The sequence below is a fragment of the Proteus sp. FZP2095 genome (assembly GCF_023701425.1).
GTDB classification, from domain to species: domain Bacteria; phylum Pseudomonadota; class Gammaproteobacteria; order Enterobacterales; family Enterobacteriaceae; genus Proteus; species Proteus cibarius.
Genome location: NZ_JAMQBJ010000003.1, coordinates 382,532 through 397,452, shown reverse-complemented (window position 1 = coordinate 397,452; position 14,921 = coordinate 382,532). Strand labels below are relative to the sequence as shown.

The 14,921-nt window shown below is 39.7% G+C and carries 10 protein-coding genes; 6 read left to right on the top strand and 4 right to left on the bottom strand.

Annotation, left to right across the window (positions count from 1 at the left end; all coding sequences use genetic code 11):
- Positions 1-161 precede the first annotated feature (161 nt).
- From uvrA to NBG71_RS14615, 3 genes are all read left to right on the top strand, one after another.
- Positions 162-2,996, top strand: coding sequence for an excinuclease ABC subunit UvrA (gene uvrA, locus NBG71_RS14625; protein ID WP_075673065.1), 2,835 nt, complete (start codon positions 162-164; stop codon positions 2,994-2,996).
- A 669-nt stretch (positions 2,997-3,665) separates the two neighbouring features.
- Positions 3,666-4,997 carry an SLC5/6 family protein gene (locus tag NBG71_RS14620; protein WP_075673064.1) on the top strand — a complete coding sequence of 444 codons (1,332 nt, stop codon included), beginning with the start codon at positions 3,666-3,668 and terminating at the stop codon, positions 4,995-4,997.
- A 64-nt stretch (positions 4,998-5,061) separates the two neighbouring features.
- Positions 5,062-6,411: an L-cysteine desulfidase family protein gene (locus NBG71_RS14615; protein WP_075673063.1), complete on the top strand. Its 1,350-nt coding sequence runs from the start codon at positions 5,062-5,064 to the stop codon at positions 6,409-6,411.
- Between the two features lie 104 nt (positions 6,412-6,515).
- On the opposite strand, the gene NBG71_RS14610 is transcribed toward NBG71_RS14615, so the two are convergent.
- From NBG71_RS14610 to dnaB, 3 genes are read right to left on the bottom strand one after another with little or no spacing between them, the layout of a single operon-like run.
- On the bottom strand, positions 6,516-7,712 hold the full coding sequence (locus NBG71_RS14610; RefSeq protein ID WP_075673062.1) for an amino acid aminotransferase: 1,197 nt from the start codon (positions 7,710-7,712) through the stop codon (positions 6,516-6,518).
- 53 nt (positions 7,713-7,765) lie between these two features.
- Entirely contained in the window at positions 7,766-8,857 is a 1,092-nt protein-coding gene (alr, locus tag NBG71_RS14605) for an alanine racemase (RefSeq protein ID WP_250916966.1), read from the bottom strand.
- Positions 8,858-8,897: 40 nt separating this feature from the next.
- Complete coding sequence (dnaB, locus tag NBG71_RS14600; RefSeq protein WP_036934568.1) at positions 8,898-10,307, bottom strand: replicative DNA helicase; 1,410 nt, start codon at positions 10,305-10,307, stop codon at positions 8,898-8,900.
- A gap of 153 nt (positions 10,308-10,460) precedes the next feature.
- Between dnaB and NBG71_RS14595 the strand changes: the two genes are divergently transcribed.
- A complete protein-coding gene (locus tag NBG71_RS14595; RefSeq protein WP_075673060.1) occupies positions 10,461-11,444 on the top strand; it encodes a quinone oxidoreductase in 984 nt (327 codons plus the stop codon).
- A gap of 67 nt (positions 11,445-11,511) precedes the next feature.
- On the opposite strand, the gene dusA is transcribed toward NBG71_RS14595, so the two are convergent.
- Positions 11,512-12,546 (bottom strand): tRNA dihydrouridine(20/20a) synthase DusA, encoded by a 1,035-nt coding sequence (gene dusA / locus NBG71_RS14590; RefSeq protein WP_284737311.1) that lies wholly within the window; start codon positions 12,544-12,546, stop codon positions 11,512-11,514.
- A 169-nt stretch (positions 12,547-12,715) separates the two neighbouring features.
- Between dusA and cbrC the strand changes: the two genes are divergently transcribed.
- Together cbrC and NBG71_RS14580 are read left to right on the top strand one after the other, a co-directional pair.
- Positions 12,716-13,303, top strand: a complete 588-nt coding sequence (cbrC, locus tag NBG71_RS14585; protein WP_159363612.1) for a PF03691 family colicin E2 tolerance protein CbrC — start codon at positions 12,716-12,718, stop codon at positions 13,301-13,303.
- Between the two features lie 160 nt (positions 13,304-13,463).
- Positions 13,464-14,753 carry a S8 family peptidase gene (locus NBG71_RS14580; RefSeq protein ID WP_219410444.1) on the top strand — a complete coding sequence of 430 codons (1,290 nt, stop codon included), beginning with the start codon at positions 13,464-13,466 and terminating at the stop codon, positions 14,751-14,753.
- The last annotated feature ends 168 nt before the right edge of the window (positions 14,754-14,921 follow it).

Below are 14,921 nucleotides of genomic sequence, written 5' to 3'. Positions count from 1 at the left end.
TTCTCAATTGTGAACATTGTCGAAATTTTTCTGTCTCAAAATGACAGAGTTACATCACCATTCAATTTCACTATATATACTGTATATCCATTCAGTTAACTTTGTGTCATAATTATCCGATTCTTTCTTTTTCGGCGACTCTTTCAATCCGGGATATATTCATGGATAAAATCGAAGTACGGGGCGCTCGCACCCATAATCTAAAAAATATCAACTTGATCATTCCTCGCGATAAACTAATTGTTATTACGGGGCTTTCTGGTTCAGGTAAATCTTCTTTAGCCTTTGATACGCTTTATGCAGAAGGGCAGCGACGCTATGTAGAATCGCTTTCTGCTTATGCTCGTCAGTTTCTTTCGTTGATGGAAAAACCTGATGTTGACCATATTGAAGGTTTATCTCCCGCTATTTCGATTGAGCAGAAATCTACGTCGCACAACCCACGTTCTACAGTGGGAACAATTACAGAAATTCACGACTACTTGCGTCTTTTATTTGCACGTGTTGGTGAGCCTCGTTGTCCTGATCACGACATTCCACTTGCGGCTCAAACAGTCAGCCAAATGGTCGATAATGTACTTGAGCAACCTGAAGGCAAGCGCTTAATGCTTTTAGCGCCTGTGGTGAAAGAGCGTAAAGGCGAGCATATTAAGTTACTTAATAATCTTGCTGCTCAAGGCTATATTCGTGCTCGTATTGATGGTGAAGTGTGTGATCTTTCAGATCCGCCAACATTAGAGTTACAGAAGAAACATACCATTGAAGTGGTTATTGACCGCTTTAAGGTTCGTGACGATCTAGCTCAACGTTTAGCTGAATCTTTTGAAACCGCATTAGAGCTTTCTGGTGGTACCGCTGTTATCTCTGATATGGACGATAGCAATGCAGACGATATTGTTTTTTCTGCAAACTTTGCTTGTCCTGTTTGTGGTTACAGCATGAGCGAACTAGAACCTCGTTTATTCTCCTTTAATAACCCTGCTGGTGCGTGTCCAACGTGTGATGGCTTAGGTGTTCAGCAATTCTTTGATCCTGAATTAGTGATCCAAAATAGAGAGATCTCTCTTGCTGGTGGCGCAATTAAAGGGTGGGATCGCCGTAATTTCTACTATTTCCAGATGCTTCGCTCATTGGGTGAACACTATCATTTTGATGTTGAAGCACCATTTGATTCGTTACCAGATAATATCCAGAAAGTCATTTTAACTGGGTCAGGCAAAGAGAATATTGAATTTAAATACACAAACGATCGTGGCGATGTTGTTGTTCGTCATCATCCTTTTGAAGGTGTATTAAATAATATGGAACGCCGTTACCGTGAGACAGAATCTAGTGCGGTACGTGAAGAACTTTCTAAATATATTAGTAATCGCTCATGTGCTTCTTGTGGTGGTACGCGTTTACGCCGAGAAGCACGTCATGTGTATGTTGAAAATACAACATTGCCAGAAATAGCCGATTACAGCATTGGTCATGCAATGACCTTTTTCCAAAATCTGAAATTGAGTGGTCAACGCGCGAAGATTGCAGAAAAAGTCTTAAAAGAGATTGGTGACCGACTAAAATTCTTGGTAAATGTGGGATTAAATTACCTCACACTTTCTCGTTCCGCTGAAACATTATCAGGTGGTGAAGCACAACGTATTCGTTTAGCGAGCCAAATTGGTGCGGGATTAGTTGGCGTTATGTATGTGTTGGATGAGCCTTCAATTGGTTTACATCAACGAGATAACGATCGCTTACTTGAAACGCTGATCCACTTACGTAATTTGGGTAACACCGTGATCGTCGTTGAGCATGATGAAGATGCTATCCGTGCAGCTGATCATGTTATTGATATTGGACCTGGTGCGGGTGTTCATGGTGGTGAAATTGTCGCTCAAGGAACTCTTGAAGATATCATTAATAACCCGAATTCATTAACGGGGAAATTCTTAAGTGGTGAGCGTCGTATCGCAATTCCAGAGCAACGTGTACCGGTTGATCGCGAAAAAATGCTGACCATTCTTGGCGCAAAAGGTAATAACTTAAAAAATGTTAATCTGAAATTACCTGTAGGTTTATTTACCTGCATTACAGGCGTTTCAGGATCAGGTAAATCAACGCTTATCAACGATACGTTATTCCCTATTGCCCAACGCCAATTAAATGGGGCTACAAATAGCGTACCTGCGCCTTATTTAGATGTTGAAGGGCTAGAGTATTTCGATAAAGTTATTGATATTAACCAAAGCCCAATAGGTCGTACTCCTCGTTCAAACCCTGCAACTTATACGGGTGTCTTTACACCTATTCGTGAGTTATTTGCGGGTGTACCTGAATCTCGTACTCGTGGTTATACGCCGGGTCGTTTTAGTTTCAACGTCAAAGGTGGTCGTTGTGAAGCTTGCCAAGGCGACGGCGTCTTAAAAGTTGAAATGCATTTCTTACCTGATGTGTATGTACCTTGTGATCAATGTAAAGGTCAGCGTTATAACCGTGAAACCCTTGAAGTTAAATACAAAGGAAAAAATATTCACGAAGCGTTGGATATGACCATTGAAGAGGCGAGAGAATTCTTTGATGCAGTGCCGGCATTAGCTCGTAAACTACAAACATTGATTGATGTTGGTCTTTCTTATATTCGTTTAGGGCAATCAGCTACGACTTTATCGGGCGGTGAAGCGCAGCGGGTTAAGTTAGCAAAAGAGTTGTCAAAACGTGGAACAGGACAGACACTCTATATTCTCGATGAGCCGACAACCGGGCTTCACTTTGCTGATATTGAGTTGTTGCTTGAAGTTCTTCATCAGTTACGTAACCAAGGTAATACTATTGTTGTCATTGAGCACAATCTTGATGTGATCAAAACAGCAGACTGGATTGTAGATCTTGGCCCTGAAGGCGGAAGTGGTGGTGGTCAAATTTTAGTGTCAGGCACACCAGAGCAAGTTGCAGAATTTGAAGGTTCACATACTGCAAAATTCTTAAAACCAATCTTAGAGCGTGGTTATTAAGATTACGTCACTTATTCCCTTATGATCTAAGCGCTACAGACAATAAATACTTTACTGTTTGTAGCGCGCTTTCTTCAAGAAAAGTAAATCCGCGGAGTATGATAGAATTTAATTCTATTGAAAAAAGTATTCTCTTTTGGCTATTCACTTCCTTATCGATTTTTTATCTTATTAACTGCCTATTTTTATAAAAAGCAGATTAAATGGTTAATTATGCTGTTTTGTAACGATATGTTAACCAAATACGATATAACAAAGCTAAATAGAAAGGATTATCATAGTATATCGTGATGGACAGCACAGTTTATTTGGTGATTTGTTTCAATTGTTATACTTGACTATTATTGTATAACAATGGGTGTTTTTTATTATTAATCAATCAGTTATTTATTTTTGAGAGGTGCAGTAGAGGGAAGGTTATTATTTACTATGCTCTTTGAACAGATAATCCTACTTTTCTCCTTACGATAGAATTTTTTTCCAAATCATTTCAGGCTATCACGATTTATAACAACTTTTTTCTCCGTAATATTCCCTATCATTTACCCATAATAAATAATACCTGCAAAGAGTAAGGCTATTTCGACATCGCAATGTTAGATAGACTTTTTTTACCCCCAAAAATTCGTTTTGCTATTAACAATTACAATATAAAAAGTGAGTACTAAAATGGAAACGGCTTCCTCAAAAACAGAGACAACAAGCTATCCCGCAACTAGTGCTGGCGCTCGCCGCGCAGGTATGACTGAACAAGAATGGCGTGCAGCAATTAAATTCGACGGCAATGATGTGGGCTGGGTTATCATGAGTATCGGTATGGCTATCGGTGCAGGCATTGTGTTTTTACCTGTACAGGTAGGCCTGATGGGATTATGGGTTTTCCTACTATCCTCAATCATTGGTTATCCAGCGATGTATCTTTTCCAGCGTCTATTTATTAATACGTTGGCTGAATCTCCGGAGTGTAAAGACTACCCAAGCGTTATCACTGGTTATCTCGGTAAAAACTGGGGTATTTTATTAGGTGCACTCTACTTTGTGATGTTAGTCATTTGGATGTTTGTTTACTCAACAGCTATCACCAATGACAGTGCTTCTTACTTACAAACATTTGGTGTTACTGAAGGTTTACTGTCAGAAAACCCATTCTATGGTTTGATCCTGATTTGTGCGTTAGTGGCTATCTCTTCTCGTGGTGAACAATTACTGTTTAAAGTATCAAGCTTTATGGTACTGACTAAACTGTTTGTTGTTGCAGCGTTAGGGCTCTCCATGATTGGTATGTGGCATCTTTATAACGTAGGTGCATTACCACCAGCTGGACGCTTAATCAAAGAAGCAATCATTACATTACCTTTTACACTGACTTCAATTCTGTTTATCCAAACATTAAGCCCAATGGTTATCTCTTACCGTGGTCGTAATAAAAACCGTGAAGTTGCTCGTCACAAAGCATTACGTGCAATGAATATCGCGTTCGGTGTGTTGTTCTGTACTGTTTTCTTCTATGCAATCTCATTCACATTGGCAATGGGTCACGATGAAGCAGTTAAAGCGTATGAGCAAAATATCTCTGCATTAGCGATTGCTGCGAAATTCTTCCCTGGTGGTTGGGTAACCGTTGTAAGCGTAATGCTGAACATCTTTGCCGTAATGACTGCATTCTTTGGTGTTTACTTAGGTTTCCGTGAAGCGACACAAGGGATCGTGATGAACATCCTGCAACGTTATCTTCCAACAGAGAAAATTAACCAAAAATGGGTACAAAACGGCATCATGATTTTCGCTGTGTTACTGGCATGGGGCGCAATCATCCTTAATGCACCAGTATTGAGCTTCACTTCAATTTGTAGCCCAATCTTCGGTATGGTGGGTTGTCTTATCCCTGCATACTTAGTGTACAAAGTGCCAATGTTACATAAATACAAAGGTGCGTCACTTTACCTGATTATCTTTACCGGTTTACTGCTCGTTATCTCTCCGTTCTTGGCATTCTCATAGTCGCCAACTTCGGTTCTAGTTAGGAGTTGTTTTTAAAAACTAAATTAATCCAAGGTGTTAGATTATGAGCCAGAACAAAAATTCTCATTTATGGTCACAGTTTGTTCGCCAGTTACGTGAAGGTGTTAAGCCCGCAGTCGGTTGTACTGAGCCAATTTCATTAGCATTGGCAGCAGCGAAAGCAACCGCACTTTTAGGCGAGCCTGTTGTTCGTATCGAAGCTTGGGTTTCACCAAACTTGATGAAAAACGGAATGGGCGTAACAGTGCCGGGAACGGGAATGGCTGGGCTACCTATTGCAGTAGCATTAGGTGCAACAGGAGGAGAGCCTGATGCAGGGCTGGAGGTCTTGTTAAAAGCATCCGCTGATGCAGTTGCTCAAGCTAAGACACTGGTCGCTGAAGGTAAAGTCACCGTGGGTGTAAAAGCACCTTGTGAGGATGTTCTTTACTCTGAAGCGAAAGTGTATAGCCAATCTGGTTATGCCATCGTCAGTATCGCAAGAGAGCATACACATGTTGTTCGCTGTGAATGTAACGGTAACGTTGTTTTTGAGGAAGATAAATCAGCGCTTACCAATAATTGTGAATGTACTGATGAAAAACCTTTTACTGATGTTTGTGCTGAAGATATCTATAACTTTGCACTTAATGTGCCAGTGAGTGAAATTGAGTTTATGCTCAATGCCGCTCGTTTAAATGGCGCTTTATCGGAAGAGGGGCTACAAAACACCTATGGATTAGCCATTGGTCGTACCTTAATTCTGCAACAAGAGAAAGGTTTGTTAGGTAAAGACTTACTTAATGAAATCATGATCAGAGCATCCGCTGCATCCGATGCTCGCATGGGTGGAGCGGTATTACCGGCAATGAGTAATTCAGGCTCAGGCAATCAGGGAATTGCTGCAACATTGCCTGTGATGGTTGTTGCTGAATTTATCAAAGCAGATGATGAAACTTTACTGCGTGCGTTGGTTTTATCTCACTTAATGGCAATTTATGTTCATAGCCATTTTCCACCTCTTTCCGCCCTTTGTGCTGCAACAACCGCTTCAATGGGAGCAGCTGCAGGAATGGCATGGTTACTCACAAAAGATTTCACCACTGTCAGTATGTCTATCAACAGTATGATTGGTGATATCAGTGGCATTATCTGTGATGGCGCATCGAATAGCTGTGCAATGAAAGTATCAAGTAGTGCAGCGAGTGCTTATAAAGCCGTATTAATGGCGATGCAAAATCAAAGTGTTGCGGGTACTGATGGTATTGTCAGTGACGATGTCGATAGCTCAATAGCGAATCTCTGTGCATTAGCCAGTCGTGCAATGCAACATACGGATATTCAAATCATTGAGATTATGGAAGAAAAAGCGCGTCGTAATGCTGGGGAAAAGAAGCAAGTTGTCAATATATAAAAGGCGAAAATCTAAAGCGACAGTGATGTTGTGATGCAGTAAAAGGAAATACCTGCTTATGAGAATAGGCAGGTATTTTTTATCATGAAATCACATTGATTGGCTTAGATACTCACAGCAGCAAAGGCTTGGGCAATGCGCTGAACATTACCTGTATTAACACCTGCCATACAAACACGACCCGTACCGACAAGATAAATGCCAAATTCGTCACGTAATCTATCAACTTGTGCTTGTGTAAAGCCGGTATAGCTAAACATACCGCGTTGAGTTAATAGATGATCAAAATTCTTTTCAGGCAGAGCAACTTTTAAAGCTTCGACTAAAGTCACGCGCATTTCTTTAATACGGTCACGCATATGCGCGACTTCTTTTTGCCATTGTGCAGTTAAAACTTGGTCTGATAGCACTTTATTAACAATTTGCGCGCCATAGTTTGCAGGGCTTGAATAGATACGGCGTACACCCGCTTTTAGCTGACCTAATACGTGTTCGCATTCAGTGGCATTATCACAAACAATGGATAATCCGCCCGCGCGTTCACCGTAGATCCCAAATATTTTTGAAAAAGAGTTACTGATAAGTATCGGTAATCCTGCTTTTGCCATAGTGCGAATAGCATAAGCGTCGTCATCTAAGTTTTCGGCAAAGCCTTGATAAGCAATATCTAAGAATGGGATGGCTTGGCGAGCTTTCAATACTTCAGTGACTTGATCCCATTGATCTTTAGTTAGATCGGAACCTGTTGGGTTATGGCAACAAGGGTGCATCAATACAATGCTTTTTTCAGGCAGTTTTTTAAAGCAATCTAACAGAGCTTCAAATTTTACGCCTTTGGTTTCAGGATCAAAGTAAGGGTAGTGATTCACTTTGAAGCCTGAGCCTGCAAAAATAGAACCATGATTATCCCAAGTTGGATCACTTATCCACACTTCTGAACCAGGGAAATAACGATGCAGAAAATCAGCACCCACTTTTAATGCGCCTGATCCACCTAATGTTTGGATCGTGGCAATTTTCTTTTCTGCAATTAGAGGATTATCTGCACCGAAAAGGAGATCTTGAATTTCGCTACGATAAGGCGCCAGCCCTTCCATTGGTAAATAAAGTGTTGCGGTGGGTGTCATGGCATTGAGTTGCTGACGTGCAACTGAAACTGTTCCTAAAATAGGGGTCTTGCCTTCTTCGTCATAATAAAGACCAATGCTTAAATTAATTTTATCCTGACGTGGGTCTTTGTTATAAACATCCATCAATGAGAGAATCGGATCTCCCGGAAACGCTTCAACCTGTTGAAACACGGCTTCTTCTCCAATCACTTTTAGTGTGTCATAGGGATACAATATCGTGTGTATTATTGTTCGTCTAGGTATTCCATGATGACGCGCGAGGTTAATTTGGTAATCAACTCATAGGCGCTAATACCACTATATTTGGCAATTTCTTCTACCGGCAACACATCTCCCCATAAAATAGCTTCATCACCAACACTATCAATCAGTTCAGTCCCCAAATCGACGCTGATCATATCCATCGAAACGCGACCAACAATAGGCACTTTTCGACCATTTATCCACACAGGAGTACCTGAAGGTGCGCTGCGGGGATAGCCATCGCCGTAGCCAATTGCGATCACACCAAGATAAGTGTCTTTTTCACTTACCCATGTGCCACCATAACCAACAGGCTCACCAGCTTTATGTTTACGAACAGCAATCAGGCTTGTTTTTAGCGTCATTGCAGGGATTAAGCCAAAGTCTTTGCCCGTTCTTTCATCACCAGTAGGAGAGATACCATAAGTGATAATACCGGGGCGAACCCACTGATAATGGACTTGAGGCCAAAATAAAATACCAGCAGAAGCTGCGATAGATTTATCACCGGCTTTATCTTGAATAAAATCTTGAAATAGCGAGATTTGTTTTTGTGTCGCCTCAGGAACATCGGGTTCATCAGCACGACTAAAATGGCTCACAATATTGACAGGTTGTTGTACATTTTTGCAGGCGGAAAGCCGTAAATAGAAGGCTTGTGCGTCCTCAGGACGTACCCCTAAACGGTGCATACCCGTATCGATTTTCATCCATACTTTGACGGGTTCATCTAAGTCAGCTTGTTCTAATGCTTCTAATTGTTCTTGGCTATGAACAACGGTTTCAATGTGGTTAACAACTAAAATAGGTAGGTCAACGACATCAAAAAAACCTTCTAACAGGAGAATGGGTTTTACAACACCCCCACTTCGTAAGGTTAATGCTTCACCAATACGTGCAACACCAAAACAATCAGCATTATCCATTAAGGTATATGCTGTTTCTAATAACCCATGACCATAAGCGTTTGCTTTCACGACAGCTATCAGGTGGCTATGTGGGGCATAGTCTCTCACATGCTGAAAATTGTGACGCAGAGCGCGGCGATCTATCACTGCGGTTGCCGCTTTCATATTATTCCAATACTTCCTTTAATTAAGTCAAGGTTAGTGATTATTCATCGTCGTAAGCAGGGCCAGCATAGTTATCAAAGCGTGACCATTGGCCGTTAAAGGTAAGCCTTACTGTACCAATTGGGCCGTTACGTTGTTTACCGATGATGATTTCTGCAACACCTTTTAAATCGCTACTTTCGTGGTAAACCTCGTCACGATAAATAAACATGATAAGGTCAGCATCTTGCTCAATAGAGCCTGATTCACGTAAGTCGGAGTTAACAGGGCGTTTATCAGCACGTTGTTCCAAACTACGGTTTAACTGTGATAGTGCAACCACGGGAACTTGTAGTTCTTTAGCTAATGCTTTTAACGAACGAGAAATTTCAGCAATTTCTAGTGTTCTGTTTTCAGATAATGAAGGTACTCTCATTAGCTGCAAGTAGTCAATCATGATAAGGCTTAAACCGCCATGTTCACGATAAATTCGACGAGCACGAGAGCGTACTTCTGTTGGGGTTAAACCTGATGAGTCATCGATATACATATTGCGTTTTTCAAGCAAAATACCCATGGTGCTTGAAATACGAGCCCAATCCTCATCATCAAGCTGGCCTGTACGAATTCTTGTCTGATCGACACGAGATAATGATGCCAACATACGCATCATGATTTGGTTACCGGGCATCTCTAAGCTGAAGATAAGTACAGGTTTTTCTTCGGTCATTGCCGCATTTTCACATAAGTTCATGGCAAATGTGGTTTTACCCATAGAAGGACGTGCTGCGACAATAATTAAATCTGACTTTTGTAATCCTGCAGTTTTTTTATCAAGATCTTGATAACCACTCGAAACCCCAGTGACACCATCATGAGGTTTTTGATAGAGCTGTTCTATTTTTTCAACAGTTTCTTCTAAAATAGCCTCTATTGCTTTAGGGCCTTCGTCTTTATTGGCTCGAGTTTCAGCGATTTGGAATACTCTAGATTCGGCAAAGTCGAGTAGATCTTCACTGGTGCGTCCCTGAGGATCAAAACCTGCATCTGCAATTTCATTGGCAACTTTTATCATATCGCGAACAACCGCACGTTCTCGGACGATATCCGCATAAGCGTTAATGTTCGCCGCACTTGGCGTATTTTTTGAAAGCTCTGCTAAGTAAGCAAAACCCCCCACGCTGTCTAGTTCAGCATTTTGTTCTAATGCTTCTGATAGCGTAATAAGATCGATAGGTTTACCTAGTTCCAGCAAGCGTTGCATTTGCGAGAAAATAGTACGATGAGGGCGGCTATAAAAGTCTTCTGCGGTGACTCGCTCAGAAACATTATCCCAACGTTCATTATCTATCATCAGACCGCCTAACACGGACTGCTCTGCTTCCAGCGAATGGGGAGGTAGTTTTAATCCCTCCATTTGTCGGTCTTTGATATCAGACATCAGCTTGTCAGTGGTCTTATTTCTGGCCATAAATCCTGCATAAAAATCGAAAAAGTGTCAGTACGCTCTAGTATACGCTAACCCAATTATCTGTGCCTTGTAGAAATAGCTATCCTTTGTCATTATCTCTAAAGGTTTTTTGTGCTCGCTTATTTAACCTCTTATCCTATAAAGGAGATAGTAATGGCTAAACGTATTCAATTTGCGACTCATGGCACTGCTGATGTTCTTGAGCTAGCAACATTTACACCTGCTCCTCTTGGTGAACACGAAGTTCAGGTTGCCAATAAGGCAATTGGTATTAACTATATTGATACTTATGTACGTAGTGGGTTATATCCTGTAAGCCACTTTCCTAGTGGATTAGGCACTGAAGCTGCGGGCATTATTATCAAAACAGGCGCTAAAGTAACTTCACTAAAAGAAGGGGATAGAGTTGTATATGCGCAGTCTTCGTTAGGGGCTTATAGTGATACGCATAATGTACCAGAAAATAAAGTAGCACGCCTGCCTGATAACATCTCTTTTGAACAAGCCGCAGCCTCTTTTTTAAAAGGATTAACGGTTTATTATCTTTTCAATGAAACCTATAAACTACAAGCCGGTGAAACCTTCTTATTCCACGCAGCGGCTGGTGGTGTTGGTTTAATTGCAAGCCAGTGGGCGAAAGCTATTGGTGCAAAAATGATTGGTACAGCAGGCAGTGATCAAAAGGTCGCCAAAGCAAAAGCGGCAGGTGCATGGGAAGTCATTAATTACCAGACTGAGTCTATTGTAGAACGTGTCTTGGCGTTGACTAATAACCAAAAAGTACCCGTTGTTTATGACTCTGTTGGTAAAGCAACTTGGTTAGATTCATTAGACTGTTTACAACGTCGTGGCTTAATGGTGAGTTTTGGTAACGCATCAGGTGCAGTAACTGGCGTTGATTTAGGTATCCTCAATAAAAAAGGTTCTTTGTATGTCACGCGCCCATCTATTTCAGGTTATATCACAACGCGTGAAGAGCTAGATGCTGCAAGTGAAGCGTTATTTGCATTAATTGGTAGCGGTAAAATTAATGTAAGTGTACCTGATAATCAGAAATTTGCTTTAGCAGATGCGAAAGATGCACACCGTTATCTTGAAAGTAGACAATCCCAAGGATCAAGCTTACTTATTCCTTAATTATTATTTGTAAGATTTAAAACCTGTTTGAAATAAAGTAGACAGGTTTTAAATACTTATTCTTCAATTATTTTTCAGTGACAAATTTAAGAGCATTTTCTAAAACAGATAAATCAGCACCTTGTTTATGGGCATTTTCACTTAAATGACGACGCCATTGTCTAGCACCTGGAATACCTTGGAAAATTCCCAACATATGACGAGTTACATGACCTAAATAAGTGCCTTGTGAAAGCTCTTTTTCAATATAAGGATACATTGCTCTTACTGCCGCGACGGCATCAGCAATAGGCAACTGATTATCAAAAAGCTCATGATCAACATGCGCTAGAATAGATGGGTTTTGATAAGCTTCACGACCAACCATAACACCATCCATATATTTTAAATGTTCCTTCGCTTCTTCTAGTGACTTAATACCACCATTAATCGCCATAGTGAGATGCGAGAAATCACGCTTTAACTGATAAACACGAGGATAATCTAAAGGTGGAACCTCACGATTCTCTTTTGGACTTAAACCTGATAGCCATGCTTTACGTGCATGAATAATAAAGGTATCACAGTTATTATCACAGCTAACCGTATCAATAAAATCACATAGAAATTCATAGCTATCTTGATCATCAATACCAATACGTGTTTTTACTGTGACAGGAATATCAACGACATCGCGCATCGCTTTCACACAATCAGCGACGAGTTGCGCATCTCCCATTAAACAAGCACCAAAGCGCCCATTTTGTACGCGATCTGAAGGACAACCCACATTTAAATTAATTTCATCATAGCCACGCTCTTGTGCCAATTTTGCACATTGCGCCAAAGCTTGGGGATCGCTTCCACCTAACTGTAAAGAGACCGGGTGTTCTTCTTCACTGTATTTTAGATAGTCACCTTTACCGTGAATAATGGCGCCTGTTGTAACCATTTCAGTATAAAGCAATGTATTTTTACTTAATTGACGAAAGAAATAGCGACAATGACGATCTGTCCAGTCGAGCATCGGTGCAACAGAGAAGCGGTTCAAACTATACTCTTTTGAATTGCTACTAACATTATGATTTTCTGTTGATTTATTGAGTTCTATATTCTCTAACATGTTGTAATTCTTTCGTCTATTTAGGCGGTGATTATCTCTAAATTGTTAAGGAGATAAAATGAGCGCGCATTATAGCATAGAGGATAGCTTACACATGGTGGATCTGATGCTAGGATGATTTTATAAAGCTGAAGATAAGTGATAATAAACTATAAAATAGGAAAACATAATGCCAACAGAAAAAAGAGCATTACCTTATTTCAAATATCATCCTGAACCGATAAAAACAGGTGCTTTTATCACAGATGATACCGTTATATGTGATTGTTGTGGAAAGGAAACCAATATTTATTACGAAGGGCCTTTTTTTAGTGTTGATGATATTGAAGCGCTTTGTCCTTGGTGTATTGCAGATGGCTCTGCCAGTGAGAAATTTGAAGGTGATTTTCAAGATCTCTCTTCTGTTGAAGGAATATTATCAACCTATGATAGTAACGGTGAATATTCAGGTTATCAGTCAGGTGTACCTAAAGAAAATCTTGAAGAGTTGATCCGTAGAACGCCGGGATATCAAGGATGGCAACAAGAACATTGGCTTACACATTGTGGCGATCTTTGTGCATTTGTTGGTTATGTTGGATGGGAAGATATTGCTGATAAATTAGATGAATTTGTTTCTTTGGCAGAAGATATTGGTGAGATAGGTATGAATATGGATGATTTACCTAATAACTTAACTAATGAAGGCCATTGCCAAGGTTATTTGTTTAAGTGTTGCTGTTGTGGAAAACTACGTCTACATATCGATTTTAGTTAAAAATATTACTCAATAAATATTAAGTCTATTTTTATAATATAGACTTAATATTTATTTTGTTAAAAACAACCTATTTATATTATCTCTATTAAAAATGGAAATAGTCACTGCTCAATATTTTACGCTATAAAGCAAAAAAATAAAAAGAGGAGCATTGATTATGAACATTAAAAGAAAGATCCTTATAAAATTAAACAATCTTGATTGTGATAATAAAAAATTGTCACTTCCTACTTCCCATGAAATACATCATTCCCTTTTCAATAATATACCCTTAGTTCCGGTAACATCATCTGTTCATCAATTACCACCAAAAAGTTATATTGATTCTATTTCAATAAACTTTAATGATCTAAATAAATATTATTATCTAAATTTACCGGAGAATAATCATTATCCTTTAGATGAAGTTATTAAAGCATTAAGACAACACCCTGACATTGAATATGTACAAACAGTGCCTATACAGCCTATTGAACCTCCTAATATTACGCCTGATTTTACTCAATATCAGCAATATTTAAATTCGCCAGAAAAAACAACGGCGAATATTAATAAAATTAAAGGGCTTGGGATTTGTGAAGCATGGAAACAAGAAGCATACGGGCAAGGAGTACAAATCGCTGATATTGAATGGGATTTCAATCTTTCTCATCATGATTTATCAACGGATAACATTACATCATTATTACCTTTCAATGAAAAAACTAGTCAGGCAGATCATGGAACAGCAGTCGCTGGCTTAATTATGGGGAAAAATGATGGCAAAGGGATCACTGGACTCGCTTATAAATTAGATATGTTTTATGCCATCTCTGAATTAACTTGTGGACGTATCGATGCGATTATCGCGAGTAAACGCATACTACATGCTGGTGATATTGTTTTATACGAAATGCAAACAATCTGTGAGCATCAGGCTTATGTACCTGCGGATTATGAAATGCATATTTGGGAAGCAACTCGTGCTTTAACCGATGCTGGGATCATAGTGATTATGGCTGCAGGTAATGGAGGGGTAGATCTAGATTTACCTGTTTATGAAAGTTATCGACAACGTCATGATAATAATTCAATACGTGTTGGTGCCGGCTCACCTTATACATTAAATCGATTACCTTTCTCAACACACGGTTCACCTATTCATGTACAAGCATGGGGAGAGGATGTTGCAACTGCGGGTTATGGTGATCTATTTCGAAGTGATGATAACCATACTTATACGGCTAATTTTAGTGGTACATCGTCAGCCAGTGCTTTAGTTGCGGGAGCTGCCGCTGTGATCCAATCTTGGTATAAAGACCATACAAACAGTGTGTTAACACCGATACAAATGCGTGACTTATTAATTAGAACAGGCACTTTTCCACTGTTAAATGGCAAAATTGGACCTTTACCCAATGTGAATAACGCCATTCTGTATTTAAAAAAACTAATAAAACGTCATTAAGTACAATAGTGTTAATTCCTTTAGCACCTCCTAAATATTAGGGGGTGTTATTTAAATTTCATCTATATGATATATAAAGTTTTTATCATCCTAATAAGATTGGGATCTAAAAATAAGCACAATTTAATCCACTTTTTGTGTAAATAATAATCATAAAATTGTGTTACA

Bases quoted from the DNA above. Each gene is read 5' to 3' on its own strand.
- uvrA (WP_075673065.1), top strand. From the start codon at position 162: ATGGATAAAATCGAAGTACGGGGCGCTCGCACCCATAATCTAAAAAAT.
- NBG71_RS14620 (WP_075673064.1), top strand. From the start codon at position 3,666: ATGGAAACGGCTTCCTCAAAAACAGAGACAACAAGCTATCCCGCAACT.
- NBG71_RS14615 (WP_075673063.1), top strand. From the start codon at position 5,062: ATGAGCCAGAACAAAAATTCTCATTTATGGTCACAGTTTGTTCGCCAG.
- alr (WP_250916966.1), bottom strand. From the start codon at position 8,857: ATGAAAGCGGCAACCGCAGTGATAGATCGCCGCGCTCTGCGTCACAAT.
- dnaB (WP_036934568.1), bottom strand. From the start codon at position 10,307: ATGGCCAGAAATAAGACCACTGACAAGCTGATGTCTGATATCAAAGAC.
- NBG71_RS14595 (WP_075673060.1), top strand. From the start codon at position 10,461: ATGGCTAAACGTATTCAATTTGCGACTCATGGCACTGCTGATGTTCTT.
- dusA (WP_284737311.1), bottom strand. From the start codon at position 12,546: ATGTTAGAGAATATAGAACTCAATAAATCAACAGAAAATCATAATGTT.
- cbrC (WP_159363612.1), top strand. From the start codon at position 12,716: ATGCCAACAGAAAAAAGAGCATTACCTTATTTCAAATATCATCCTGAA.
- NBG71_RS14580 (WP_219410444.1), top strand. From the start codon at position 13,464: ATGAACATTAAAAGAAAGATCCTTATAAAATTAAACAATCTTGATTGT.